At 69.9% G+C, this 25,828-nt stretch carries 21 protein-coding genes; 3 read left to right on the top strand and 18 right to left on the bottom strand.

The window, feature by feature from the left end:
• Positions 1-326: 326 nt before the first annotated feature.
• The 4 genes from D7V77_RS14595 to D7V77_RS14580 are packed head-to-tail and all read right to left on the bottom strand — an operon-like array spanning position 327 to position 10,799.
• Complete coding sequence (locus D7V77_RS14595; RefSeq protein WP_120576891.1) at positions 327-2,072, bottom strand: acyl-CoA dehydrogenase family protein; 1,746 nt, start codon at positions 2,070-2,072, stop codon at positions 327-329.
• Entirely contained in the window at positions 2,069-2,824 is a 756-nt protein-coding gene (locus D7V77_RS14590) for a thioesterase II family protein (protein ID WP_120576890.1), read from the bottom strand. The genes D7V77_RS14595 and D7V77_RS14590 overlap by 4 nt, the downstream gene beginning before the upstream one ends.
• Entirely contained in the window at positions 2,821-5,793 is a 2,973-nt protein-coding gene (locus tag D7V77_RS14585; RefSeq protein ID WP_120576889.1) for a type I polyketide synthase, read from the bottom strand. Before D7V77_RS14585 ends, D7V77_RS14590 begins: the two co-directional genes overlap by 4 nt.
• On the bottom strand, positions 5,790-10,799 hold the full coding sequence (locus D7V77_RS14580) for a non-ribosomal peptide synthetase (protein ID WP_233596989.1): 5,010 nt from the start codon (positions 10,797-10,799) through the stop codon (positions 5,790-5,792). The genes D7V77_RS14585 and D7V77_RS14580 overlap by 4 nt, the downstream gene beginning before the upstream one ends.
• On the opposite strand from D7V77_RS14580, the gene D7V77_RS44725 reads away from it, so the two are divergent.
• Positions 10,728-10,937: a hypothetical protein gene (locus D7V77_RS44725; RefSeq protein ID WP_233596990.1), complete on the top strand. Its 210-nt coding sequence runs from the start codon at positions 10,728-10,730 to the stop codon at positions 10,935-10,937. The two genes, D7V77_RS14580 and D7V77_RS44725, sit on opposite strands and share 72 nt — an antisense overlap.
• 201 nt (positions 10,938-11,138) lie before the next feature.
• On the opposite strand, the gene D7V77_RS44720 is transcribed toward D7V77_RS44725, so the two are convergent.
• Both D7V77_RS44720 and D7V77_RS14570 read right to left on the bottom strand, forming a co-directional pair.
• A complete protein-coding gene (locus D7V77_RS44720; protein ID WP_233596987.1) occupies positions 11,139-11,927 on the bottom strand; it encodes a pirin family protein in 789 nt (262 codons plus the stop codon).
• On the bottom strand, positions 11,924-12,709 hold the full coding sequence (locus tag D7V77_RS14570; RefSeq protein ID WP_120576887.1) for a DsbA family protein: 786 nt from the start codon (positions 12,707-12,709) through the stop codon (positions 11,924-11,926). Before D7V77_RS14570 ends, D7V77_RS44720 begins: the two co-directional genes overlap by 4 nt.
• A 99-nt stretch (positions 12,710-12,808) precedes the next feature.
• On the opposite strand from D7V77_RS14570, the gene D7V77_RS14565 reads away from it, so the two are divergent.
• Positions 12,809-13,648 carry a LysR family transcriptional regulator gene (locus tag D7V77_RS14565; protein WP_120576886.1) on the top strand — a complete coding sequence of 280 codons (840 nt, stop codon included), beginning with the start codon at positions 12,809-12,811 and terminating at the stop codon, positions 13,646-13,648.
• A gap of 81 nt (positions 13,649-13,729) precedes the next feature.
• Here the strand turns inward: D7V77_RS14565 and chrA are convergent, their stop codons facing one another.
• Together chrA and D7V77_RS14555 are read right to left on the bottom strand one after the other, a co-directional pair.
• Positions 13,730-14,902: a chromate efflux transporter gene (gene chrA / locus D7V77_RS14560; protein WP_120576885.1), complete on the bottom strand. Its 1,173-nt coding sequence runs from the start codon at positions 14,900-14,902 to the stop codon at positions 13,730-13,732.
• 241 nt (positions 14,903-15,143) lie between these two features.
• A complete protein-coding gene (locus D7V77_RS14555) occupies positions 15,144-15,560 on the bottom strand; it encodes a DUF2379 family protein (protein WP_120576884.1) in 417 nt (138 codons plus the stop codon).
• 499 nt (positions 15,561-16,059) lie between these two features.
• Here D7V77_RS14555 and D7V77_RS14550 point away from each other — a divergent pair, with 499 nt between their 5' ends.
• Complete coding sequence (locus D7V77_RS14550; protein WP_120576883.1) at positions 16,060-16,617, top strand: hypothetical protein; 558 nt, start codon at positions 16,060-16,062, stop codon at positions 16,615-16,617.
• Between the two features lie 3 nt (positions 16,618-16,620).
• Here the strand turns inward: D7V77_RS14550 and D7V77_RS14545 are convergent, their stop codons facing one another.
• The 10 genes from D7V77_RS14545 to D7V77_RS14500 all read right to left on the bottom strand — a co-directional run bounded on the left by D7V77_RS14545 (position 16,621) and on the right by D7V77_RS14500 (position 25,775).
• Complete coding sequence (locus tag D7V77_RS14545; protein WP_120576882.1) at positions 16,621-17,499, bottom strand: DUF3014 domain-containing protein; 879 nt, start codon at positions 17,497-17,499, stop codon at positions 16,621-16,623.
• Between the two features lie 69 nt (positions 17,500-17,568).
• On the bottom strand, positions 17,569-18,621 hold the full coding sequence (locus D7V77_RS14540) for a hypothetical protein (protein ID WP_120576881.1): 1,053 nt from the start codon (positions 18,619-18,621) through the stop codon (positions 17,569-17,571).
• Between the two features lie 11 nt (positions 18,622-18,632).
• Positions 18,633-19,508 carry a ribonuclease H-like domain-containing protein gene (locus D7V77_RS14535; protein WP_120576880.1) on the bottom strand — a complete coding sequence of 292 codons (876 nt, stop codon included), beginning with the start codon at positions 19,506-19,508 and terminating at the stop codon, positions 18,633-18,635.
• Positions 19,508-19,945 carry a (deoxy)nucleoside triphosphate pyrophosphohydrolase gene (locus D7V77_RS14530; protein WP_120576879.1) on the bottom strand — a complete coding sequence of 146 codons (438 nt, stop codon included), beginning with the start codon at positions 19,943-19,945 and terminating at the stop codon, positions 19,508-19,510. Before D7V77_RS14530 ends, D7V77_RS14535 begins: the two co-directional genes overlap by 1 nt.
• Positions 19,942-21,081, bottom strand: a complete 1,140-nt coding sequence (locus tag D7V77_RS14525) for a PQQ-binding-like beta-propeller repeat protein (RefSeq protein ID WP_233596988.1) — start codon at positions 21,079-21,081, stop codon at positions 19,942-19,944. Before D7V77_RS14525 ends, D7V77_RS14530 begins: the two co-directional genes overlap by 4 nt.
• Before the next feature lie 46 nt (positions 21,082-21,127).
• Complete coding sequence (locus D7V77_RS14520; RefSeq protein ID WP_120576900.1) at positions 21,128-21,934, bottom strand: tol-pal system YbgF family protein; 807 nt, start codon at positions 21,932-21,934, stop codon at positions 21,128-21,130.
• A 98-nt stretch (positions 21,935-22,032) separates the two neighbouring features.
• Entirely contained in the window at positions 22,033-23,442 is a 1,410-nt protein-coding gene (der, locus tag D7V77_RS14515) for a ribosome biogenesis GTPase Der (protein ID WP_120576877.1), read from the bottom strand.
• A gap of 70 nt (positions 23,443-23,512) precedes the next feature.
• The gene (gene era, locus D7V77_RS14510) at positions 23,513-24,466 is read right to left on the bottom strand and encodes a GTPase Era (protein WP_120576876.1); all 954 of its coding nucleotides are present in this window, start codon (positions 24,464-24,466) and stop codon (positions 23,513-23,515) included.
• Positions 24,467-24,549: 83 nt separating this feature from the next.
• Complete coding sequence (locus D7V77_RS14505; RefSeq protein WP_120576875.1) at positions 24,550-25,107, bottom strand: peptidylprolyl isomerase; 558 nt, start codon at positions 25,105-25,107, stop codon at positions 24,550-24,552.
• Entirely contained in the window at positions 25,104-25,775 is a 672-nt protein-coding gene (locus tag D7V77_RS14500) for a peptidylprolyl isomerase (protein WP_120576874.1), read from the bottom strand. The genes D7V77_RS14505 and D7V77_RS14500 overlap by 4 nt, the downstream gene beginning before the upstream one ends.
• Between the last annotated feature and the right edge of the window lie 53 nt (positions 25,776-25,828).

Here is a 25,828-nt window from a genome sequence, read left to right as displayed (position 1 = left end):
TGACCGACCGCGTCACGCTCCGGGCCAGCGCGCCCCCGGGCCGCGAGGACCGCGAACTTGTCCGACAGTCGGACAGCTTTTCATCGCCCGCCGGGCCAGCGCGCCCCCGTGCCGCGAGGACCGCGAACTTGTCCGACAGTCGGACAGCTTTTCATCGCCCGTCGAGCCAGCGCGCCCCGGGGCATCGGGCACCGCGAACTTGTCCGACTGTCGGACAGGTTTTGGCGCATGGCGCTCCGGGCGGGCGGTTCGGCCCGTGTGGGGTCAAAGGAGCTTGTCCTCCAAGAGGATGACACTGCGGCTGTTTGTGCAGCGCGCCATGGGGCTCACTTCCGAATGAGGACGTCACTCAGCAGGAAATCGAGTGTGTCGCCCGTCAGCCAGCGTTCGCTCACGCCCGCGAAGTCCGGCTCCGCTTCGGCATCGGCCTGGCGCCAGAGGTCCTCCAGGCGGTAGCGCGCGGCGGTGCAGTAGATGTCCGCCAGCGCGTCGGCTTGAGGCTGTCCGCGTGAAGCCAGGGCCGACGCATGGGCCAGCGTCACGGACATCGTGAACAGCTCGTTGCAGAGCTGGTTCATCAGGATGAGCGTCCGCTGCCTCGCGTGCAGGGCTCCCGCATCCGGGTAGCGGCGCGACAGGTCCAGGCTTCGCTTCGCGAGCCGGTGCACCTCCCGAGCCGTGTGCTGGAGGTGCTCGCGGTTGCGGGGGGACAGATGCTCTTCCACGGGGAGGGGAGCAGGCGGCGACTCCAGCTCCACCGCGTGCGCGGCCGTCGGGTAGTAGAGGGAGAAGAGGCCTTCCCTCGCGGCCTTGTGGTCCACCAGGAAGTCCACGCCTCCCGCGACCCGGAAGGCCCGGGCATCGCGCAGCGTGCGCTCCAGCGGGACCGGCGTGGCGCCCCGGGCGGCCTTGCTCTCCGACGTCTCGTAGCCTTCGGCGGCGAGCAACGACATCGTCCGGTCCGCGATGCGCGCGCACGTCAGGGACGCGATGTTCTTGGCCGCCACCTGTTCGAACCAGCGCAGGGGCAACGTGTCCGCCGTCACGCCCGTGAGGCTCCAGCGGGCCACACTCTCCATGGCGAAGACCTCCGCCGCCGTGGCGGACACCTGGCGCTGGATCTCGTCGAAGTCACCGAGCCTGCGCCCCTGTGCGAGCCGCCGGTGGAGGAACTCACGCGACCACTGGAGGCACTTCTTGGAGAGCGCCAGCGACGCGGCCACGATGATGTACATGCGCCCCAGGGCGCTGAGCGGCTCCAACAACGGCGTGTTCCGCCAGTGCTCCTGCGACATCGCGAGCATCCGCTCCTTCGGCACTCGCACGTTGTCGAAGCTCAGCGCGGCGATGGGCAGTCCTCGCAGGCCCATCAGGCCGTGCTCGGCGCGGACGTGGAAGCCAGGGCTGGAGGTCTCCACGACGAAGAGGCTGATCTGCTCGCGGCCGTCTTCCTGGAGCGTGGCGGTGACGTTCAGCAGATCCGCGATGGAGCCGTTGCCGATGAAGACCTTCTCCCCGTTGAGCACATACGCCGTTCCGTCCTCCGTGGGCACGGCGGTGGTGGACGCACGCCGCACGGAGGCACCGATGGGCTCCGTGTCGGCCCAGCCGGAGATGACTCCGTCGGCGACGCGTCCCCGGACGTAGTCCTTGAGGGGACCGTCCTGCACGGCTTCGATGATGGCTCCCGCGCCCAGGCCGCTGTGGATGGCCAGCGTGTAGCCCACCGGCAGGCACACGCTCATCACGGCCTCGATGACGCGGAAGGTGTTCAGCATGGAGAGGCCCCGGCCTCCCAGCGCCCGCTCCACCTGGAGCTTGTAGTAGCCGCGTGAACGCAAGGCTTCGCGCAGCTCTGGCGGAATGCGGCCCGTGCGTTCAATCTCGTCCGGGTCCACGTGCGCTTGGAGGAACTGTTCGACCTCCGCGATGACGGCGTCGCCTTGACGGCGTTCCTCCGCGTCCTGTTCGGGGAACGCGCGGACGAGGTCCCAGCGGAGCTTCCCCGCGAAGAGCTGGCCCAGGAAGCCCTCGCGGCTGCGGGTGGCGGGGTGCAGTGGCTCGTGGCTCATGGGGTCGGCGTCCTTCTGGTGAGGGTTTCCGCGATGAGGCGCAGGAGGGTGGACTTCGGTTCGGGATCCCGCAGGTAGAAGTGGCCACCGGGCAGCAGGTGGAGCGCGAAGGGCCCGGAGGTGTGGACGCTCCACGGCTCCAGCTCGGTGCGGTTCAGGTCGTCCTGGGTGCCGCCCGTGACGGTCATCGCGCAAGAGAGGGGGGCGCGGTCCTCGTGCCGGTGGGACTCCACGAGCTGCAGATCCGCGCGCAGGCCGGGGAGGATGAGCTCGCGCAGCTCTTCGTCCTCGCGCAGTTCGTGGATCAGCTCTCCGTAGGTGGGCTCCAGGGCGGTGAGGAGTCCGTCTTCGTCCAGGTGGCTCGCGGGGATGCCTCGCGGAGGGAGCTGTGGGGCTGGGGCCGCGGAGAGGAACAGTGCATCGGGAAGCACGCGGCCCTGGTCGCGCAGGCGGCGGGCCGTCTCGAAGGCCACGAACGCCCCCAAGCTGTGACCGAAGAACGCGAAGGACGAGCCGAAGTCCAACGCGAGCACCAGCGCGTCCACCAACTCGTCCAGCCGGGTGAACGGCGCTTCCTCCGCCCGAGCCCCACGCCCCGGGAGCTGCACGCCCCAGACCTCGATGTCCGGGAGCAGGTCCGCCCAGCGGACGTACTCGCCCACGGAGCCGCCGCTGTGCGGGAAGCAGTAGAGGCGCACCGAGGCTTCCGGGCGCCGGATGCGGCACGCGAGCCAGGGAGAAGTCGAGGTCATGCCGGGGAGGACTCCGCGATGAAGCGGGTCAGGCGGGCCACGGTGGGCGCGCGGAAGAGGGACTTCACCTTGAGGGGCGTGGCGACATGCGGACGCAACCGCGCGATGACCTGCGCCGCCATCAACGAGTCGCCTCCCAGCGCGAAGAAGTTGTCGTGGAGCCCGACCCGGGCCAGCCCCAGGACCTCCGCGAATGCGGCGGCGACCCGGCGCACGACTTCGTCCTCTGGCAGCTCCGGCACCTCCATGAGTTCAGGTTCGGGCGGCGGTGACACCAACGTGGCCGGGAGCGCCACGGTCGCGACTGCAGCAGGGGCTTCGACGAGGTAGCGCTGACGTTCGAACGGATACGTGGGCAGAGGCACCCGGCGACGGGCGACGCCTCCATGAAGTCCCTGCCAGGAGATCGCGACGCCCGCGCTCCACAGGCGCCCCGCGGCAGTGAGTGCGCTGACCGCATCGGACGTGTTGTCCGCGGGATGGGGCAGGGTGGCGACCGTGAGGTGTGGTCCTGCCGCGAGGTTCTGGCGCGCGAGCGTCGCCAGGGTTCGTCCGGGCCCGACCTCCAGGAACACGGCGGGCGAACCGGCGAACAACGTGTTCAGCGCGTCGCCAAAACGCACGGTGTGACGCAGGTGCGCGGCCCAGTACGCCGGGTCCACGGCCTCTTCCGCCGTGACCGCCACACCCGTGCGATCGGAGATCCACGGGAGCTGTGGAGGACGCCGCTCGACGCGCTGGACGCAGGCGGTGAACGCGGCCAGTGACGGCTCGACGAGCGGCGAATGTCCCGCGCCTGGAATGCGCAGCAGCTTCGACTCCACACCGCGCTCCATCAGTCGCGCCTGGAGCGCTTCGATCTCCGCCACCGGGCCCGACACCGCGCACTGCGCCGGCCCGTTCACGGCCGCCAGCGCGAGTCCTCCGTGAAGCAGGGGCTCCAGCTCCGACTCGGGCAACGGCACCGCCAGCATGGCGCCCGCGGGCAGACTCGCGAGGATGCGCGAGCGCTCCAGGACCAACCGCAGCGCGTCCTCCAGACGGAACACCCCGGCCACCGTGGCCGCGGCATAGGCCCCCAGGCTGTGGCCCACGACCGCGGAGGGCTGCACGCCCCAGCGCTTCCACAGCCGCGCCACCGCGTACTCGATGACGAACACGGAGAGCTGACCGGTGACGAACTCGCCCATCCGGGCGGAGGCCTGCTCCAGCGCGGCGGCATCCGTGGGATCCGGATGAAGCACCGTCCCCAGGTCGAACCCGAGGAGCGGCGTCAGGTGCGCACGGCACGCGTCCACGGCTTCACGGAACGCGGGCTGTGAACCGTACAGCTCCCGGCCCATGCCCACGTGCTGCCCACCGTGGCCAGGGAACATGAACACCACCTGGCGCTCGCTGGCCTCCTGTTGCGCGATGCCCTCTTGTTCAGACAGGGCGCGAAGGACGTCCGGGGTGTCCTCGCCCACCGCGAATGCTCGGTGCTTGTGCGCGGCACGCCCCATCTGGAGCGTCCAGGCGACGTCACCCAGCTCAGCCTCTGGATGCGCGCGCAGGTGCCCTTCGAGCCGCTCCACCGCGCGGGCCAGCGAGGCGGGACCGTGGGCCGACAGCACCATCAACCGCGGTGAGCGCGAACGCTCGGAGGCGGGCAGGGTGGGTGCCTCTTCCAGCACGGCGTGCGCGTTGGTGCCGCCAATGCCCAGCGAGCTGACACCGGCCCTCCGAGGATGACTACCGGTGTCCCAGTCCCGCAGCTCCGTGTTCACGCGAAAGGGGCCGTGCTCGAAGTCGAGCTCCGGGTTGGGTCGTTCGAAGTTCAGGCTCGGCGGCAGCTTCCGGTGCTCCAGCGCGAGCACCGTCTTGATGAAGCCCGCCACGCCCGCCGCCGCGTCCGTGTGGCCAATGTTCGTCTTCACCGAACCCAGCCAGCAGGACCGGGGCTCACGCGCACCGAAGGCCTTCGTCAGCGCGGCGACCTCGATGGGATCGCCCAGCCGGGTGCCGGTGCCATGTGCTTCCAGGTAGCTGATGCTCGCGGGGTCCACGCCTGCGGCATGCAGGGCGGTCTCGATGACGCGGGACTGGCCCTCCACGCTCGGCGCGGTGAAGCCGATCTTCCCGGCGGCGTCGTTGTTGACGGCGGTGCCTCGGAGGACGGCGCGGATGGTGTCCCCATCCTCCAGCGCATCCGCGAGCCGCTTGAGCACGACGATCCCCGCGCCGTTGCTGCCCACCGTGCCCTGTGCCCGAGCGTCGAACGCGCGGCAGCGGCCGTCCGGGGACAGCGGCCCGCCCTCGCTGTAGTGACCGAACCGGGGCGGCACATGCACCGACGCGCCCCCCGCCAGCGCGATGTCACAGTCCCCCGCGAGCAACGCCTGCGCGGCCAGATGGATCGCGACCAGGGACGTGGAGCACGCGGTCTGCACCGTGACGGCGGGCCCGCGAAGACCCAGCTTGTAGGCCACGCGGCTGGTGAGGAAGTCCACGCCCGTAGCCAGCCGGAGCTGCCAGTCACTGGCACCCGCGAGCAGGTCCCTGCGGGCCCGCAGCGCGGACAGATAGTCCGTCTCACTGCCACCCGCGTAGATGCCAATGGCGCCCCGGTACCGAGCCGGATCATGCCCGGCGTCCTCCAGCGCCTCCCGCGCGCACTCCAGGAACACCCGGTGCTGCGGATCCAGCATCAGCGCTTCCTGCGGCGACATCCCGAAGGCCTGCGCGTCGAACCGGTCCGCATCCGCGACCAGACCGAACGCGGGCACCTCCTCGCCCACGGTGCGCTCGGTGGGAGGTTCGGCACAGGGCTGGCCGTCCGGACCGAAGAAGGTGATGGACTCGACACCGCCGGCCAGATTGGACCAGAACTCCGCCGCGTTGGCCGCACCGGGAAGCCGACACGCCAGGCCCACCACCGCGAGGTGCGCCGAACGGTCCTCCTCCTCCATCACGTCGAGCGGCGCGCTCATTCCACTTCCTCCCGCGAGCGGTCCGACGACAGCCGACCCTGACGCCCCAGCAGGCGCGCACGTCCACTGAGCCGTTGCTCCTGGCGCTGTGCCTGCGCGGCCGCGGCCTCGCCGCCATCGTCGCGGCCCTGGAGGTGCCCGGCGAGCACACGAACCGTGGGGAACTCGAACAGCGTCACCATGGGGACGTCATGGCCCATGCGGTGCTTCAGGAGGTGCTGCACCTGGGCCAGCAGCAGCGAGTGGCCACCGAGGTCGAAGAAGTTGTCCTCGGCGCCCACGTGCTCCAGGCGCAGCGTCTCGCACCAGATGGTGGCGATCCGCCGCTCGTGCTCGTTCGCGAGCGGGACCCGAGGCGCCTGGGTTCCAGGCGTGGGTTCGGGCAGCGCCCGCTCATCCACCTTGCCACCGTGGGTGAGTGGCAGCGCCTTCAGCTCCACGTACGCGGAGGGGATCATGTACGCCGGCAGCTCGCGCGCCAGGTGCTCACGCAGCCGCGCCGGTGAAGGCAGGGGCTGGCCCACGAGTGGCACCAGATAGCCGACCAACTGGGGCGCTCCACCGGGAGGGCTCCATGCGCGGACGTGCGCCTCCGCGAGTCCCGGATGCGTGCGCAGGCGGACCGCGACCTCCGCGGGCTCCACGCGGAAGCCTCGGATCTTGAGCTGCGCGTCCATGCGGCCCAGGAACTCGAGCATCCCGTCCGGACGGCACAGGACCCGGTCGCCCGTGCGGTACATGCGCGCGCCTGGCGGTGCCGCATACGGGTCGGGGACGAAGCTCGCGGCGGTGAGGTCCGGGCGATTCAGATAGCCGCGCGCCACGCCGGCACCGCCCACGTACAGCTCTCCAGCGACGCCCGTGGGGACAGGTTGCAGCTCCGCGTCCAGGACATAGGCCGTGGTCCCGTCGATGGGCTGGCCGATGGCGGGCAGTATCTCGACGTTCCCCGCCGGCAGCACCTCGCCGGAGGTGGCTGTGACAGTGGTCTCGGTGGGGCCGTACTGATTGAACAGCCGCCACGGAAGTCCGGGCACGGGACGCGCGTGGAGTCGGTCACCGCCCGCGAGCACCGTGCGCAGTTCACATGACGCCGGCCATGGCATGGCCAGCAGGCGTTCCGCGAGCGCGGTGGGCAGGTCCGTGAAGGTGATGCGCTCGGAGAGAAGCCAGGCTTGGAGCCGCTCCGGGGACAGGCGCACGTCCTGTCCGGGGACATGCAACGTCGCGCCCGCGGTGAGGGCAGGCCAGAGTTCCGCGACGGATGGATCAAACGCGGGCGAATAGAGCAGCGTGGTGCGGCTGCTCGGCTCAAGTCCGAATGCGCGCCGGTGCCACCCGACAAGGTAGGCCAGTGCGCCGTGCTCCACCACCACGCCCTTGGGGACGCCCGTGGAGCCAGAGGTGTACATGACGTAGGCCCGCTGTCCGGGCCGCACCTCCGTGGGCAGGCCTCCCTGGGGCGTGCCGGGGCCATGGAAGGACTCGATGCGCACGCGCTTCACCGTGGCGGGGAGTCGTTCCGCGAGCGGCCCGGTGGTGATCACCTGACGCACGCCAGCGTCACCCAGGATGAGCGCGATTCGTTCGGCCGGATGCTCCGGATCCAGGGGCAGGAAGGCGGCACCGGACAGCATCACGCCCAGCTCGGCCGTCACGAGCTCCGGGCCACGAGGTGCGCAGACGCCGACAACCGACTCCACGCCCACGCCGTGCGCGTGAAGATGCTCGGCGATCAGCGTCGCGCGCCGGACCAGCTCCGAATAGGTGAGGGTGCCTGTCTCGTCGCGCACGGCCACGGCGTCAGGGGTCCGCAGGGCCTGAGCCAGGACCTGCTGATGCACGGGCGGATCCGCGCTGACGGACTTCGTGGAGCCGTTCGCCAGGAGGACCTGTCGCTCCGCGTCCGCAAGCATCGGCAGCCGCGACACTGGTATCCCCGGGGTGGCCACCGCAGCCTCGAGCAACCGGAGGAAGTGCGCGGCCATCCGCTCCATGGTCGAGCGGTCGAACAGGTCCCGGTTGTACTCCCAGATGAGCGAGATGCGCGCGTCACCGCGCTCGCGGTCGCCCAGGTGCCTACCCGCGTGCGGAATGGCGACGACGTCCAGGTCCACCTTCGACGACCCATTGCCTCGCTCGAAGATGGTGCACGAGGCATCCCCCAGCCGAGGGCTCCGCACGGCCGAATCGTGAAAGCTGAACATGGCCTGCACGAGCGGATTGCGGCTGGGGTCGCGCTTCACGCCCAGGCCTTCGATCAGTTTGAGGAACGGATACGTCTGATGCTCGGCCGCCGCCACGGTGAGGTCGCGCACCTGACGGACCAGCTCGCGGAACGACGGCGCGCCGGAGACGTCACACCGGAGCACCACGGCGTTGACGAACATCCCGATGACATTCTCGATGTTCCGGACGCCCGCCCGGGCCGCGAACGCCGAACCGATGCACAGGTCCTGCTCGCCGGTGTAGCGATGCAGCAGCGTGGCGAAGGCGGCGAAGAGGGCGTTGAACAGGGTCACGCCCTCCTGCTGGCAGAAGGCACGAAGGGCGCCGGGCAGGGCGGGCGGCAGTTCCAGCCGGAGCAGGTCGCCCTTGAAGGTCTGCACGCGGGGGCGTGGGTGATCGGTGCGCAGCGGCAGCACCTCCGGAGCACCGGCCAGCCGCGTCCGCCAGAAGTCGAGCTGGGCCTTCATGGCCGGACCATCGAGCGCCTCGCGCTGCCATGCCGCGAAGTCGCGGTACTGCACCGGAAGCTCCGGGAGCGGCGAGGACTCACCGCGCAGATATGCGTTGTAGAGCGCGTCCAACTCCCGCATCAGCACGGAGAAGGACACGCCATCGTGGACGACGTGGTGTTCCACGAGGACCAGCTCGTGATCGTCCGGAGCCAGGCGGACCACGGTCCAGCGCACGAGCGGCGGTTCGAAGAGCGACAGGGGCCGCCGCAGCTCCTGGCGAAGGGCCTCCTCACGCCGGTGTTCCCGCTCGACCGGGGGCAGCCCGGACAGGTCGATCAACGGGACCTGCACCGGCGTCACGGGAAGGACGCGCTGCCACGGCCGGCCGTCGATTTCCTCGTAGGTCGTCCGCAGCAGTTCGTGTCGCCGGGTGATCTCCGTCAGCGCGCGTTCGAGCACCGAAAGGTCCAGCCCACCCAGCACGCGGACGGTCGTCTGCGCCTGGTAGGAGATGCTGCCGGGAGACAGCTTCTGGAGGAACCAGACCTGCTCCTGTTGCACGGACAGAGGAGCCCGTTCGGGGTCGGCGACGCGGACCACGGGCGGCAACACGTCCTTCGAGGGCTCGGCACGACGCGGCTCCAGCACGTTCGCCAGCTGGGAGATACGGCGGTGCGCGAAGAGCTCCGTCAGCGACAACGGAAGCCCCAGCACCCCCGCGACCCGCGCGGTGAGCCGCGTGGCCAACAACGAGTGGCCACCCAGCTCGAAGAAGTCGTCTTCGATGCCGATCCGCTCCAGGCGCAGCTCCTCCTGCCACACCTGGACGAGTCCACGCTCCAGCTCCGTGCGAGGCGCGACATAGGCGCTGCTTCGGGTCGCGTGGGCTTCGGGCGTGGGCAGCGCCTGGGCGTCGACCTTGCCGGTGGGGCCGAGGGGTAGGGCGTCCACGACGACGAAGGTCCGGGGCAGCATGGCCTCGGGGAGCCAGGCGCGGAGGTGCTCGCGGAGCTGCTCCGTCCCGGGAACGGCCCGAGCGTCCTTGGGCGCGAACCACGCCACGAAGAAGACGTCCTGGCCCTCGCTCCGCGCCATGACGTGCGCGGCCCCGACGTGCGGATGGGTCAGCAGCGCGGCGGTGATCTCCGCGGGCTCGATGCGGATGCCACGGACCTTCACCTGCCGGTCGGAACGGCCATGGAACTCCAGCGAGCCATCCGGCAACCGGCGACCCAGGTCCCCCGTGCGGTACAGCCGCTCGCCGCCGAACCGGGAGAACGGATCCGGAATGAAGCGGTCCGCGGTCAGGTCCGGCGAACCCACGTAACCGCGAGCCAAACCTGGGCCGCCGATGAACAACTCACCGGTCTCGCCATCCGCAACGGGCCGCAGCTCCGGACCGAGGACGTGCACCTCCACGCCGCCGATGGGACGGCCAATGGAGGGCAGCCGTTCCCCGGCCGATGCGTCACCGGAAGGGACGACACCGGACGTGCTGTAGATGGTGCACTCGGCGGGGCCGTAGCCGTTCACGAGTTGGAACGGCAGCCCGGGCCTGGGGTGCAGGTGCAGCCGGTCGCCGCCGGTGAGGATCAGGCGCAAGGCGCAGGACTCGGGCCAGGACAGCGGGAGGACGCGTTCGGCCAGCGGCGTGGGAAGGAAGACGCAGGTGATGTCCCGAGCCAGGAGCCAGTCCTGCAGCCTCTGGGGCGACAGTCGGGTCTCCTCGTCGGGCGGCAGCTCCAGTCGAGCGCCCGCGGCCAGCGACGGCAGGAGCGTCATGACGAAGGCGTCGAAGCCGGGCGAGGCCACCACGCCAATGCGATCCGCGGGCGACAGGCCAAACGTGTCGAGGTGGTACCCGGTGAACGCGGACAGCGCCCGGTGGCTGATCATCACGCCCTTGGGCAGTCCGGTGGAGCCCGAGGTGTGGATCACGTACGCGAGGTGATCCGGCTGGACGGTGACGCCCGGGTTCACGTCCGGGAACGACTGGAGCTCCAGTGCCTCCGGAGCGAGGATCTGGAGGCCGTCCGCCGCGAGCCGCTCCACCGCCGGCCCCGTGCCGATGACGAATCGTGCTCCCGCCGAAACGGCCATGTATCGCAGGCGTTCGGAAGGGGCGGACGGGTCCAGGGGAAGCCAGGCCGCGCCGGACTTGAGAACACCCAGGACGGATGCGACCAGCTCAACGCTTCGCGGAAGGCAGACGCCGACCAGGACATCCGGTCCGGCGCCTCGGGCGATCAGCGCATGGGCCAACCGGTTCGCGTGCGCATTCAGCGCGGCGTGGGTGAGGGAGCGGGCCCGGGAGGCGACGGCGATCTGGGAGGAAAGTTCGGTCGCTCGTCGCTCGACGAGCTGATGGACGGGGGGCAGCAAGAATCCTCCAACCGGCGCCGCACCAGTCCTAAGAAAATCAAGCGTTTAGCGGATTTGGGCCGTTTTCAGGATTTTACATGACCCGGTGACACACCGTGAGACAGAGCTGTCACATGGCTCGTACCGCCTCACGCCCGTGCAAGTGCAGGGACTGAGTCTCTGACGAGGCGCTGGGCGTCTGCGTTTGGCAGGCGCCCAGCATGTCGCAGACGACGTATGCGTAAGGGGCCCAGGGGCAGAGAGGACGGGCCCCAATGAACCCCAGCCAGTCTCTCTGGAATGTCAGGCCGCGACGTCAATCCAGAGCGCGTTGCAGTCCTGCGAGGAGCGCAGCGTCAGGCCTCCCCGGTGCAGCTGTGCCCCCTCGCCCCTGGCGAGGACTCGCCCTTGCCCCAGTTGCAGGGCGGCATCCAGGGACAGCAGATAGCCGGCACGTCCCGGGGCCACCTCGAGTGCGGTGTCGTCCTGTCCCGCCGCCAGGTCCAGCCACCACACGCGCGCGTCGCTCCGAAGGGGCATCACCTCGTCCCCGGCCAGCAGGTGGCGGCCTCCTCGTGCATCGTGCGGTACGGAGCGGCGGAAGTAGGCGGGTGCACCGCCGTGCTGCTTGGGGGTGAACCACAGCTGAAGCATCCGCGTGTCTTCATCCGTCTCGTTGCCCTCGGCGTGGACCATACCGTCCCGGGCCGAAATCAACTGCACCTCGCGTGGGCGCAGGGTCGCCCCGTGGGACTGGTCCCCGTGGTGGCTCAGCTCGCCGCTGAGGACGATGCTCAGAATCTCCATCTCCCGGTGCGGGTGGAGCGGGAAGCGCGAGCGCGGCGCGAAGGTGGCATCCGCCAGGACCAGAAGGCTGCCGAGCGGGCGTCCCTGGCCTGCGCTGGGGCCCACGGTGGCGATGAAGTGGTCGTGCAGGCGCAGCCAGGGCAGCTCCGTGACCGGCAAGGACGAGAGCGGGCGCAGGCGGACGTCAGCGACGGGCGCAGGCTTTGGAGGAGGGGAACAGCCGAGCACGGTGAGCCCCAACAGCTGGGCGCCGCCGCGCACCAGCGCACGGCGTCCGAGCTTCACGCCTCGCTCCTTGCCCGCTTCGTCGCCCGAGCGAGCGCTTCGAGCATGCGCGGTCCGGTCATGAAGCCGCTCGCGAGCACTTCGAGGCCGGCGCCGCCACGGAAGAGCACGGTGGGGAACCCGCTCACGCCCAGGGCCCGGACCTCCTGGAACTCGTTCGCCGTCGCCCGCTTCGCGTCCGCATGGTCGAACCGGTTCAGGAACACCCTGAAGTCGAGGCCGTGCGCGGCGCAGATGCTCTCGTAGAAGGCCGCCACGGTCGGGTCCTCTCCGTCGGCGTAGAACTTCCGCTGAATGGAGGCAAACACCTCGTACGCGCGCGTCTCCGGTCCCGGCATCTCCTCGAGCATCCCGCGCATGACGAGGAACGCGCGGCACGCAGGCTCGGTGTCGTAGTTGAACTCCGCCCGGTCGAGGAACCGGGTGGAGAACGGCTGCCCGGTGCGCGCGGCAATCTCTTCCCAGTGGTGGCGCAGGAAGCCTTTGAACCGCTCGTTCCAGGGGTCCCCGCCTCCTGCACGGAGCCCGCCCACCCGGATGCGGAAGGGGATACCCCTGCGGATTGCCTCCGCCTCCAGTTCGCGGAGGCCGGGCGATCCCCCCCAGCACCAGGAGCACATCGGGTCCCCCACATAGAGCACTTCTCCCACGGGCCCCTCGGCGCTCGGCCCGGCGCTCGTCTGCGCCGCGCCGGGGAGCGCGCACGTCCCAGTCTCGGGGTCACACAGCGCCTGCACGTCAGAGGGCGTCTCGTGCTCGTTGTCGTGAGGGACAGGGACCATGTGTTGCTCCTGCGGGAGTGGCGTCATTGCCACGCCCCGAGAGATAGCCCCAGCCCCCGACGTTGACGACGCCCGCGGACGCGCACAGCATGTGCGTTCATGCACATCGCCTGGGACGACCTGCAGACGGTGGAGGCGCTGGTGCGCACGGGGAGCGTCGTGGGCGCGGCGCGCGAGCTCTCGCTGCGCCACTCGACCATCTCGCGGCGGGTGGACGCCCTCGAGCGCGTGCTCGGGGTGCCGCTCTTCCTGCGTGGGGCGACGTTGCGCCCGACGCCGCTCGGCCTCGCCATTGCCGAGCGCGCGGGCCGCATGCACCCCCACGCCCTGGACGTGGGGGCACTCATCGAGGAGCAGCGCCGGGCGCGCGCAGGCCGGCTCGTCATCACCACGAATGAAGTGCTGGCGTCACTGCTGTTCGGCGCGCTGCGCACGTGCGGCTTCGCGCAGCGGGTCCAGGTGCGCATCTCCGAGAGCGAACTGGCGCTGGAGCCCGGGGTGACGGATCTGGCCTTACGGCCGAGTCACACGCCGGGCGGTGCGCTGCGGGGACAGCAACTGGGGAGGCTGCGGCTCGGAGTGTTCCGGGCGCGGGCCGCAAGGCAAGACTCGGCGGCCTGGGTCCTGCCATCAGGGAACCTGCGCACCCGATCCTCCATGCGCTGGTGGAAGGCTGTCCCTGAGGACGCGGAGTCCCTCGTGGAGTGCGACACGCTGCTTGGAATCAGGGCTGCCTGCGTCGCGGGTCTGGGGCGGAGCGTGCTCCCGGCGCTGCTCGCGGAAGGGGACCCGCGCCTGGTGCTGGAGGAGGAACTCCCGGGCGGCCCACCAGTGTGGCTGCTGTCCGCCGCCACCCGGCGCGCGGACGTGGCCCTCCGGCGGGCGCGGGAGTCACTCTCCAAAGCACTCCGGAGCGCCCCAGGCGTGTGGGAGGCCTGAGGTCCTCAGGACGGGAAGGCGCTCTCCCTGAGCGATCTTCTCGACGGCCGAAGCCAAAGAGAAAGGTTCTCGCGTCGCGGGTCACCAAAACCACGGAACACTCTTCATTAGCCCGGCGGCGGCACCGCCCAACACCAGCCAGGCCGAGTTGACCCGCCAGCGAAGAAGCAACACCGCGCCGAACACGGCCAGGGCCACCGTCCAGCCATCCACCAATGCCGCGCGTCCCAGCTGCCATGTCACCACGGCCATGAGGGCCAGCGACGCCGCGTTGACGCCATCGAGCACCGCACCCGCGGTCCGAGACCGGCGAAGCCGGGGCACCAGGGGGCCGCTCAGCGCCACGAAGACGAAGGCGGGCAGGAAGATGCCCAGCGTCGCGAGCCCCGCGCCGGGCGTTCCGCCCACCAGGTAGCCGATGAATGTCGCCGTGGTGAAGACAGGGCCCGGCGTGAACTGGCCCACGGCCACCGCGTCCAGGAGCTGGGCCTCGGTGAGCCAGCCCCAGCGTTCGACGAGATCCGCTCGGAGGAAGGCAAGCAGGACGTAGCCGCTGCCGAACAGCACGCTGCCGACCTTGAGGAAGAACAGGAAGAGGCCACCCAAGCTGAACGGCACGGCGGCCGTGGCAGCCATGACTGTGACGCCGTGGAGGGCGAAAGGCGTCAGCGTGAGCGCCGACCTGGAAGCTGGAGCGGATCGAAAGTGGTTCCAGGCCGCCAGGGAACCGCCGGCCAGGGCCAGGATGAGCAGTTCGTTGACGCCAAGAGCACTCGCCACGGCTGAACCGGCGGCCACGGCGATCCGGGGGCGCGTCGTCAGGGCCGTCTTACCGAGGCCCCACAGGGCCTGGAGCACCACGGCCAGGATGACGGGTTTCACGCCGTACAGCAGGGCGCCGGCTTGCGGCAGGGTGCCAAAACGCACGTAGGCCCACGCCGCCGCGAGCGTCAGGAGCATCGCCGGGACGATGAAGCACGTGCCGGCCACGAGCAGTCCGGGCCAGCCGGCACGCCGGTGGCCGAGGTGGATGGCCAGCTCCGTGGAGTTCGGGCCCGGGATGAGGTTGGTGGCGCCAAGCAGGTCGAGGAACTCCTCAGGGGACAGCCACCGGCGCCGCCGAACGAGTTCGTCTTCCATCATCGCGATGTGCGCGGCAGGGCCCCCGAAGGCCGTCAGACCCAGCCGGAGGAAGACCTGCGCGACCTCGCCAAGCGAGCCCCGGGTGACGTCGCCGGAATGAGGGGAGTCCATGCGCCGAAGGAGCCTCGTCGTGAACCAGAACCGGCGGAAAGCGCGGCCATGGTGCCACGGCGCCGGGCAGGGACGATCCTCAACGACCCCCACCTAGGCCCCAGAGGCTTAGTTTACATAACGCTTCTTATCAGACGTTACGGCTAGGGGTTCCCCAAGGATTCCAGGCGCTTCCCCGGCCCACCCAGGGCCTCCGTGGACGTCCGCGTAACCGACCCGGCCCGCGCCTTGGTTCCGCCGTTCATGTGTCGTCGGGCTCATCGACGTGGTCCAGGTACGCCTGGAGCTGTGCCCGGTAAATCGGCACGACCTCCACCGCCATCGCGTCCTCAAGGACCTTCCGGGCTCCGGCCCTGTCCCCGCTCGCCTTGAGCGAGTCGGACGCTCCGAATGCTCGCCCGAGGCGGTACGTACCCTCACGGGTCCGTCGATGAATCTCCCTCACGAGCGAGGCTGTATCCGCTGCTCTGGAAAGTGCGGCGTCGGCCTCCGCGCGGGTCATTCCCACCTGGGGAGCCATCCTGCGCAGGAGCTCAGGCATCTCGGGGTCTTGCGGCAGGTCCGCGCCGTTCGCGAGCGCCAGGCCCAGGTCGATCACCTTTCGCCAATCATCGGACGTCACTGCGCTACCCCCGGTCCGCACATGTCGAATGGCCATTGCCGCTGCCCCTTGCAGCGTTCCATGCACGCGCCACAGGGACCGCCCCAATGCGGCTTCTTCGTGGATTGGCACCTCGCATACATGTCGATGCAGTGTTGCCGCCAACCGTCGTCCGCGTCTTCTTTGGCCGTGTCTGTGGCCTTCTTGAGCTCGCGAGCGCCCTGCATCAGCGTCACGGCTTCGCTCTCCGTCATCCCGCACGCTTCAGGGATTCGGTTCTTCTTGAGGCAGCACACGATGCTCAAATCCCCCGGCCGGCAAGCGTCTGCCGCTTGCGCCAGGTAGTCATTCGTGGGCCGGCGGCCCGACTCATGCGTGACGGTTGAGCATCCCAAGGCGAACCCCAGGCAGAGCCCAGCCGCCATCCTGCGAATCGCGCCCATCAGGCGAAAACTGATAGCACGGTGAGGCGCCACCGTCGGCCACCAACCGCCCGGCATCGGCCGTGGAATCTCGTGCTTCCCGAGCCCGGCTCCGGAACGTACCTTGCCGCCCCATGCGCCTCTTCCGACGAACCGGACTCGCCGCGCTTTGCGGCCTCACCGTGGCCCTGCTGACGGGCTGCCCCGACAAGACGGCCCAGGCCCCCGTGGATGGTGGCGTCACCGGCGCCACGGCGGCCCCGGACTCGGGTCCCGAGGCCGTGGTCTTCACGCTCCAGTACCTATCGCCGGATGGCGGATCCGCGCTCATCCCCCTGGCCCTGGAGGAAAAGCCGCTCGTGGAGCCCACCTCCGACCTGGAGCTGCGCAGCACCCTGGGCCTCAAGAACTACCGCGTCCGACTCATGGACGAAGCCGACCGGGCCATGGTCTCCGACGACTCCGTGTCCGAGGCCGATGACGGCCTCGTGTACCGCATCCACCTGCCGCAGCCGCTCAAGACCGGCTACTCGTACACCCTCGTCGTGGACTCGCAGACCGGCACGTCGTTCCAGGACTCGATCGGCCGCGACGTCGAGGACCTCCGGGCTTCGTTCCAGATCATCGGCGACAAGGAGAAGCCCAAGCCGCCTCCGTCGCCCGCCAAGGGCGGCAAGAAGAAGTCCAGGTAGCCGTCACTCCTGGGTTTCGGACTGCCCCGGCGCCTGATCCGGCAACGGCTCGGGCATCACGGGCGCCGGGGTCGGCAGGTTCAGCGCCGTGCGCAACTCCCGCAGCTTCGCCTGGATGAGCCGCATGTTCCCCGGGCCCATCCGCAACAGGTGCTTCTGGGCCTTGCTCAGGCCTTCCAGCTCCGGCGACGCATAGACATACAGCGCGCCCTTGGACTCCACCTCCACCGGCCCCTTCGGCACCGGCACCATCAGCAGGTGCTGGATGGCCCGGCCGAACGCCGTCTCGAAGTGCTGATCCGGCGGCGCGATCTCCCGGTACGCCTGGTCGAAGAGCGGCTTCAGCTCCCGGTACACCATCGCCGCGCCGGACGCGTCCAGCGAACCCAGCACCCGGGCCACCAGGTCGTAGCGCGCGTAACTCAACGGCGCGATCTCCGAGCGCCCGTTCGCCCCGGCCGTGCCCACCTGGAACGCCCCCACGGGCGCCATGAACAACAGCGAAGCCCGAGGACTCTCGCCCTCAGCAATATTGCTCACGGACGCGGTGAACCGGCGCGCCAGGTCGCGCTCCTGGAGCCACTTCGCCAACTCCGGGTCCACCGACAGCTTGCCCACCAGGTCGCGGATGCGCCCGTCGCTCTCCGGCAGCGACACCTCCGGAGGCACCTCCGCCACGCCCGCGTCCACGACGGGCGGTGCCGTCACCACCGGCGCCTCGGACTGCCGCCTCAGGCCGAAGTACGAACCGACCACGCCCACGACCATCAGCGCGACCAGGATGCCCAGGACCTTGCCCCGCGACGGTGCCTTCGGCGGCTCGGCCTCCGGCGTCGGCGGAATGGCTCCAGGGCCCTGATTCACGAAGTTCGGATCGCTCATGGTCCCGGACCTTACAGACAGGCCTCCGAGCCATTCCACGCGCGCGTGAACAATCCGCGCCGTCTGTGTTCACCGCGCGGAGAGGACCTCGTCTGGCAGGCGCCAGAGCTGGCCGTCCTCCGGCGACAGAATGAAGCCGCCGGGCAACAGGTGCACCGACGTGACGGCCTCCGTGGACAGCGGCAGCTCCCACGCGCACACGGGCCGCAGCGACGCGGGGTCCAGTTGAAGCAGGTACCACTCCCCCACCTCCAACAGGTCCTCCACCGCCACCAGCACCGCCCGCTCCGTCACCAGCCCGCTGTACCCCGTGGCGAGCGTGCCCTGTTCCGGCAGCAGGAACTCCGCAGCCAGCGTGGCCTCCGGGTACGTCCAGCGCCGCACCCAGGTGCCACCTACGCCAACGAAGCCCGAGCCGTCCGGAAGGAACCCCGCCGGATAGAACGGCGCCTCCACCGAAGCCACCGCCGCGCCACGCACGAGCCCCGTGGCGCCGCGCTCCACGAACGTGAGCCACGTGCCCTCCTGGCCCAGGCTCACCGCCACGCCCATCACCGGCAGGCTCGGATGCGGCATCCATTCGTGCAGCCCGTCCAGGTCGTCCTCACCCAGCGTCGGCGCCCCGAGCTCGAGCCCCGCCTCCGTCCCCGCCACGTCCGATAACGTTCGGGCATCCAGGACGCGCAGCGACGCCCGCCCATCCTGGACGCCGCTCGTCCACAGGCCCTCGCCGGTGATGTCGAACCCCAGCGCCTGCGTGTTCCGCGTCCAGGCCCGGGCGGGCGTCTCCACCGGACTCCCATCCGGCGCCCGGCCCACCATCTCGATGCGCCCCGGGCCCAGCACCGCCGCGCACCCGAGCGACGGATGCAGCGCCACGAGCCCCGCGGTCCTGGGCAGCTCCAGCGCACGCCCCGGCGGCCAGGACTCCCGCGCCCCGAGCACGGCCAGGCGCCGCATGCCCACGGCCAACCCCACCGAATCGCCGGCGGGAGGCAGCACGAAGCCGTCACCCGCCCACTCCGCGTCCATCACCGGCAGGGTCGTGATCCGGGTGAGCGCCACGCGGCGGCTGGGGATGCCCCACGGCGTGCCGGGCCGCGGCCGGCCAACCCAAGGCACGACCTGGCCGCTCAGGAATCCTGCTCCATAGCCCGCACGCGCGCGAGCGTGTCCACGTCGCGCTCGGTGGGGCCCAACTCCAGGAGCAGCCGGCTCACGTCGTACAGCAGGTCCCCGCGCTCGAAGACCTTCAGCCGGGGGACGTCCAGGTTCAGGTCGTCCGCGCCCTTGTTGTACGCAAGGTCCATCAGCGACCGGAGCTGGAACGAGTCGTAGAGGTTGTACTCGACCAGGTAGCGCAGGGCCTCCACGTCGCCACGCCGCAGGTACGCGCGCCACAGCAGCACCGCGTCGTAGCCATTCACACCCTTCAGGTGCGGCGGCCGTCCCACGCCCAGCTTGTCCTCAATCTCCTTCAGCCCGCCGCCCATCCCCAGCCGCCGCGTGACGAAGCGCAGGTCGATGTGCGCCTCCGGCACCGGGAAGTTCTTCTCGCCGAAGTACTCCTTCAGCACCGGCACGTCGAAGCACGAGCCGTTGAACGTCACCCACAGCCGCCGCTTCGCCATGGCCTCTGGCAGCGCGTCCATGTTCCGGCCCTGGATGAAGACGTGCAGCCCCGCGGCGTCGAACAGGCTCACCACCGTGGGCACCTGCGTCTTGCTGCCGTCCGTCTCGATGTCGAAGTAGACGGCGTCGTCCTGGAACTCCGGGAACAGACGCCAGTGCTCGCGCGGCGGCACCATGCGGGCCAGGTCCTTCAAGTCGCGCCGGGCCAGCGCCGCCCGGGCCTCCGCGATGCGCTCGCGGGCCGCCGTGTCCGCCTTGCGGCTGATGACGATGCCGCCGTCCGGGAAGTCATCCCAGGTCCGGATGCCCTTGGACCACAGGTCCTTCTCGCGCCACGGCCCCACGCCGGGGATGAGCTGGAACGTGTGCAGCAGCATCAATCGAGCGCACCCAGCCTTCCCGCCAGCAGATCATCCAGGAGCGGCACGTCCGCCTCGCAGAACGGCAGCGCCTGCATCTCCGTGGGCGTATGAAACGCCAGCTGGTGCGCGCCCAGCGGCTTCGGCTCACCGGACACAATCGTGGCCGCGAGCAGCACCAGCTCCACCGTGAGGTCCGGGTACGTGTGCCGGCCCTCCCACAGGCGGCGGCCCACGGACAACTCCACGTCCAGCTCCTCGCGGCACTCGCGCGCGAGGGCGGCTTCATCCGTCTCGCCCGCCTCCACCTTGCCGCCGGGGAACTCCCAGAGGAGCGCACGGCTCCCGCCGGGAAGGCGCTGCTGGACCAGGTACCGCGGCCCGCCGTCTTCCGGACCGGGCCGGGGAATCAGCGCGGCCACCACCCGCACCGTCCGGGGCACGGCGCGCGTCACCCGCGCGGCCCCTTCTTCACGTCGTTCATGTCCAGCGCGTACAGGTACGCGTTGTTGGACAGCACGTACACCCGCGAGCCCACCACGAACGGCGGCGCGGAGATGCCCACGCCCGGGTTCCACGCCAGGCGCGACTTGCCCGTCGTCGGATCCACGAACAGCAGCGCACGCTCGTTGGGCACCAGGAGCATTCCCCGCGCCAACACGGGAGCGAACGCCGTCTTGTCCTTGAGGGGGAGCGACCAGATGAGCTTCCCCGTCTCTCCCAGGTAGGCGTCCAGGCGGCCGTCGCCAGTGGCGAACACCACCTCGCCGCGCGACAGGAGCGACGTCAGGCCACCCACGCTGGCGTTCCAGATGACGGCGCCGGTATCCGCCTCCAGGGCGTACAGGCCGTTCTTGTACGAGGCCACATACAGCCGCCCCGCCGAGTCGATGGCGGGCGTGGTGTCCACGTCCAGGAACTCCGTGCCCGCGCCCGACAGGGACTTCTCCCAGACGACGCCGCCGTCCTCCACCTTGAGGGCGACGAGGAAGCCGTCGGAGAAGCCGACGTACGCGGTGTCCTGGTCCACCTTCGGCGCGGAGGCGCCCCGGATGGTGAAGCCGGACGGCGGGTCGCGCCGGTACTGCCACACCCAGGTGCCGTCCGTGGCCTTCACCGCGAACACCGTGTCGGTGTCCGTGGTCACCAGCACCAGGCCGTCCGCGAGCACCGGCACCGTGGCCAGGGACTCGCTGGTGGCGTACTTCCACTTCACCGCGCCGGTGCGTCCGTCCAGCGCGTACAGCACGCCATCCCCGCCCGGCAGGTAGACGACGCCCTCGCTGACCAGGCCGCCCGCGAGCGCCCGGGCCCCCGTGCGGAAGGTCCAGGACACCTTCGCGTCCGGCCCCACCGCGCGGACGTAGCCGTCACGCGTCTGCACGATGACGTTCCGGCTGTCCGGGTCGTACACCGGAGAGGCGGGCTCGCGCGGCGAGTACTCCAGCAGCGGGACCTTGTCGACGAGCCCCGTCCACCAGTTCACCTGGAAGAAATCCACCGGCGGCTGACGGGGCGCCGCGGGCAGCTCCGGGTTGCCGTACAGCGGCGCCGTCGCGCACCCGGCCAGGAGCCCTACCCCGGCCACCATTCCCACCCACCGCTTCCACCGAGCAAGCCGCATGGTCATGAGCGCGCTACGGCTGACCCGAGTCCGTGGCCGGCGCGGCGGGAGGTGCCGGAGTGGGCACCTTCACGCCCTCCGCGGCCAGCACCGCCATGCGCTCGGTGGCCTGACGGGCCGCGGCGCTGCCCGGGTGGTCCGTCGGAATCTTCGACAGCACCTGGGCGGCGTCGTCCTTCTTGCCCTGCAGAATGAGCATGCGCGCCTTGTGGTACGCGCCCATGCCGACCAGGTACTCGCCGGTGTCCGCCTTCTCCATCGCCTCGAAGGAGGTGATGGCCTGGGCGTAGTCACCCTTGGCCTCGTAGGCGTAGCCCTGGCCTTCCAGGGCGCTCGCGCGCAGGGCGTCGTTCTCCGGGGCGCCCTTGAGGAAGGTGTCCAGGGACGCCAGGGCGTCGTCGTTCTTGCCCAGCCGGAACTCGGCCTTGGCCTGCGGCAGGGCGGCCGTCGTCGCCGAGCGGGTGCCGCCGTGCTCCTTGCGGAAGGCGGCCAGCTGCTTCACGACCTCCTCGTCGCGGGCCCGCTCCGTGGGGAACGGGGGCTCCGTGGCGGACGGGTCCGCCGGGTCCACACCCGTCACGGGGCGGTCCAGGACGGTGAGCGCCTGGCCCAGGGCCATGGAGGCCGTCTCCTCGCCGCGCTTGGAGACCTCACTGGCGATGGCCACGCCCACCGCGCCCAGCACGAGCACGCCCGCGCCGATGGCGAGGAACTTCTGGCGCTGCATCAGCCAGTCCCGCGCGTCCGCTCCCACCTTCTGGAAGGCGTCCGGCTGACGAAGCTCCTGCTGGCGAATCTTCTCGGTCTTCTGCTGGGCCACGATGAGGGGACCTCTCTCCGGCTCGACGGTGCTCTTCGCTCTGGGAAAGCGGCGCACTGTAAAGAGCGCCCGCTGGGAGTGTCAACGCGCGAGCGCGGTCAGTCGCGCCCTGCCCGCTTCCCGCCCTTGCCACCCTTGCCGGCCAGGTGCGGCTTCTTGCGCGCCTCGCGCTTGGCCTTGCCTGGCCGCTCGCGGAAGAGCAGGCGGATGGGGACCCGCAAATCGAACGTCTTGCGGATCTGGTTGGTGATGTACCGCTTGTACATGTCCGGCACGCCCTGCGGCTCGTTGCAGGTGAGGGTGAAGGTCGGCGGGGCCGCCGCCACCTGGGCGATGTAGTACAGGCGCAGCGGCTTGCTCTTCACGATGGGCGCCGGGTTGTTGTCCACCATGTAATCCAGCAGCTTGTTGAGCTGCGGGGTGGGCGCCCGGAAGCGGAACTGCTTGGCCAGCTCCACCGCCACGTCCACGACCTTCTCCACCTTGGAGCCGTGCAGGGCGGACGTGAAGATGACCGGCGCGTAGCCCACGAACTTGAGGGCGATCTTGAGGTCCTCGCGGAAGGCCTCCTGGCGGCGCTTGTCCTCCGCGATGAGGTCCCACTTGTTCACCACGATGACCAGCGCGCGACCGCGGTCCATGGACAGGCCCGCGAGCTTCGCGTCCTGGTCCACCGCGGGCTCCGTGGCGTCCATCAGCAGCACCGCCACGTCGCTGCGCTCCAGCACCTTCAGCGCCGCGATGACGGAGTACTGCTCCACCTGGTGCGCGATGGTCTTCTTGCGCCGGATGCCCGCGGTGTCCGTGAGGATGAGCTGGTTGCCCTTGTACGTGACTTCCGAGTCGATGGGGTCACGCGTGGTGCCGGCGACCTCGCTGGTGACGACGCGCTTCTCCTTGAGGATGGCGTTGACCAGCGTGCTCTTGCCCACGTTGGGCCGGCCGATGATGGCCACGCGGATCTTCCCGTCGTCCGGCGGCGCCTCCGAGTCCTCGCCCTCCTGCTTCTCCGGGAGTTTGGACACCACGGAGTCCATCAGGCTGCCCATGCCGAGGTTGTGCTCGGCGGACATGGCGTTCACGTCGCCCAGGCCCAGGCGGAAGAACTCGCCGGACAGCGACTGCATCAGCCCGGTCTCGTTGTCCAGCTTGTTGGCCGCCACGACGACGGGCTTGCCCGACTTGCGCAGGTAGTTGGCGACGGCCTCGTCCGCCGTCGTCATGCCCGCGCGGGCATCCACGACGAAGATGATGACGTCGCACTCCTCCACCGCGAACTGCGCCTGCTCGCGCACCTGCTTGAGCAGCGTGTCCTTCTCACCGGGGACGAAGCCGCCCGTGTCGATGAGGGTGAAGGCGCGGCCCTCCCACTCCGCATCGGAGTAGTGCCGGTCGCGGGTGACGCCGGGCTCGTCCTGCACGAGCGCGATTCGGCGGCCCACCAGGCGGTTGAACAGCGTGCTCTTGCCCACGTTGGGGCGACCGACAATGGCGACCAGCGGCTTCATGGAGTCTCTTTCGACAGCGACGACGACTTCGAATGCAACGACGTCAGCGACACAAACTTCCGCGGCGACATCACTCGTAACCCAGCTTCCTCAAACCTGCGGCGCGCTCGCTCCAGCGGGCCTCCACGCGCACGCGCAGGTCCAGATACACGTGCGCACCCAGCAGGCGCTGCACGGACTTGCGAGCGTCCGTGCCAATGAGCTTCAGCATCTGCCCCTGCTTGCCAATCAGGATGGCCTTCTGGCTGTCGCGCTCCACGTAGATGGACGCCGCGATGCGGATGAGGCCGCCCAGCTGGCCGGGGGGCGTGCCGGGGCGCGGCTCGCGCTCGGATTCGTCGAACACGTCCACCAGCACCGCGGTGGAGTACGGGATCTCCTGGCGGCAGTGCCGGAGCACCTGCTCGCGGATGTACTCCGCCACCAGCACGCGCTCCTGCTGGTCCGTGAGCATGTCCTCCGCGAAGAGGGGCTCGCCCTCCGGCAGGTGGCCCAGCACGACCTGGAACAGGTGATCCACGCCGTCCTTCTCCCGCGCGGAGATGGGCACCACCTCCGCGAAGGGGAACTCCTGGCCGTAGAGCGCGATGAGCGGCAGCAGCTTCGCCTTGGGGATGGAGTCGATCTTGTTGATGACCAGGAAGGTGGGCTTGCCCACCTTCTCCAGCCGCTCGAGGATGGCGCGGTTGCCCGGCGTCACGTCCAGCGTCTCGCCCTGGGGCGGCTCGATGAGGAAGAGGACCAGGTCCACCTCCTCGGCCGCGGAGATGGCGGCCTCCACCATGTAGCGGTTGAGCTCTCCCTTGGCCTGGTGGATGCCGGGAGTGTCGATGAACGCCACCTGCCCTTCCGGGCGCGTCACCACGCCCAGGATGCGGTTGCGGGTGGTCTGCGGCTTGGGCGAAACGATGGCGATCTTCTCGCCTGTGAGCGCGTTGAGCAGCGTGCTCTTGCCCACGTTGGGCCGGCCGATGAGCGCGGCGAAGCCAGCGCGAGGGGTCTTCTTCTGGGACTGAGAGGCCATACTTCCGGAGATGATCAGTGGGCCTTCCGACTCCGACTTCGGGAAGGCCCCGTGGGAACTGCCAGGGTACGGCGGCGGACTGCTTACGAAGGCCGCGCCGTGGAGATGGTCAACGTCTGGATGCGCACGTCCCGGCGGGGACGGTCGCTTGAATCCTTGGGAAGCTCATTGGCGATGCGGTCCACCACGTCCTGCCCTTCCACCACCTCGCCGAAGATGGTGTACCGGTTGTCCAGGTGGGGCTGCGGCGCCGCGGTGATGAAGAACTGACTGCCGTTGGTGTTGGGGCCCGTGTTGCCCATGGCCAGAACACCCTTCTTGTCGAAACGCCGGCCGCTCTGGAACTCATCCTCGAAACGGAAGCCCGGCCCGTTGTTGCCCCGGCTGGTCGGGTCCCCGCCCTGAATCATGAAGTCCTTGATGCAGCGGAAGAAGAGCGTCCCGTCGTAGAGCGGGCGGCCGTGCTGGGGCTGGAACGTCACCGGGTCCTTCCAGGGCTTCTCCCCGGTGGCCAGCCCCACGAAGTTCTCCACCGTCTTGGGCGAGTCCTTGGAGAACAGGCGCACCACGATGCGCCCCTCCGTCGTCTGGAAGGTGCCGAACAGCTCCGTGCCCGCATGGGCCAGCTCCATGAAGCTCATTGCGGGGTGCCCTTCTTGGGGGCGGCGGGCTTGGGCGCGGCCGGCTTCTTGGGCGCCTTCTCACTCAGCGTCACCGTTTCCAGGACCACGGGCGTCTGCGGGCGGTCCTGCGCGCTGCGCGGCACGGTGCCAATCTTCTCCACCACGTCGTAGCCGGTGACGACCTCGCCGAAGATGGTGTGGCGGCCGGTGAGGTGCGCGGGCGTGGCGGTGGTGATGAAGAACTGGCTGCCGTTGGTGTTGGGGCCCGCGTTGGCCATGGCCAGGATGCCCGGCTTGTCGAAGCCGCGGCCGCTCTGGAACTCGTCCTCGAAGCGGAAGCCCGGGTCACCCCGGCCGGTGCCGGTGGGGTCGCCGCCTTGAATCATGAAGCCCGGGATGACGCGGTGGAAGACGGTGCCGGCGTAGAGCGGCTTGCCCTTCACCGGGTCGCCCGTCTTCGGATCCGTCCAGGCCTTCTCGCCCGTGGCCAGACCCACGAAGTTCTCCACCGTCTTGGGCGCGTCCTTGGAGAAGAGCTTCACGGTGATGACGCCCTGGCTCGTCTTCAGCGTCGCGTAGAGGTCCTTGCCGGCCTGGACCTTCTTCGTCCAGGGGCCCGCGGCGGGCTCGGCGGCCAACGCCGCGACGGCGGCCAGCGCCACGGTGAGACCGAGAAGACGGTGCATACGGAACAAACTCCAGGGCAGGAAGGCGCGGACCCTACCCCCCACCCCCCTCC

Origin of the sequence: Corallococcus sp. CA041A, from assembly GCF_003612075.1 — a bacterium.
Classification (GTDB): domain Bacteria; phylum Myxococcota; class Myxococcia; order Myxococcales; family Myxococcaceae; genus Corallococcus; species Corallococcus exiguus.
The sequence above is the reverse complement of the archived record's forward strand: the minus strand, read 5'-3'. Positions and strand labels throughout refer to the sequence as shown.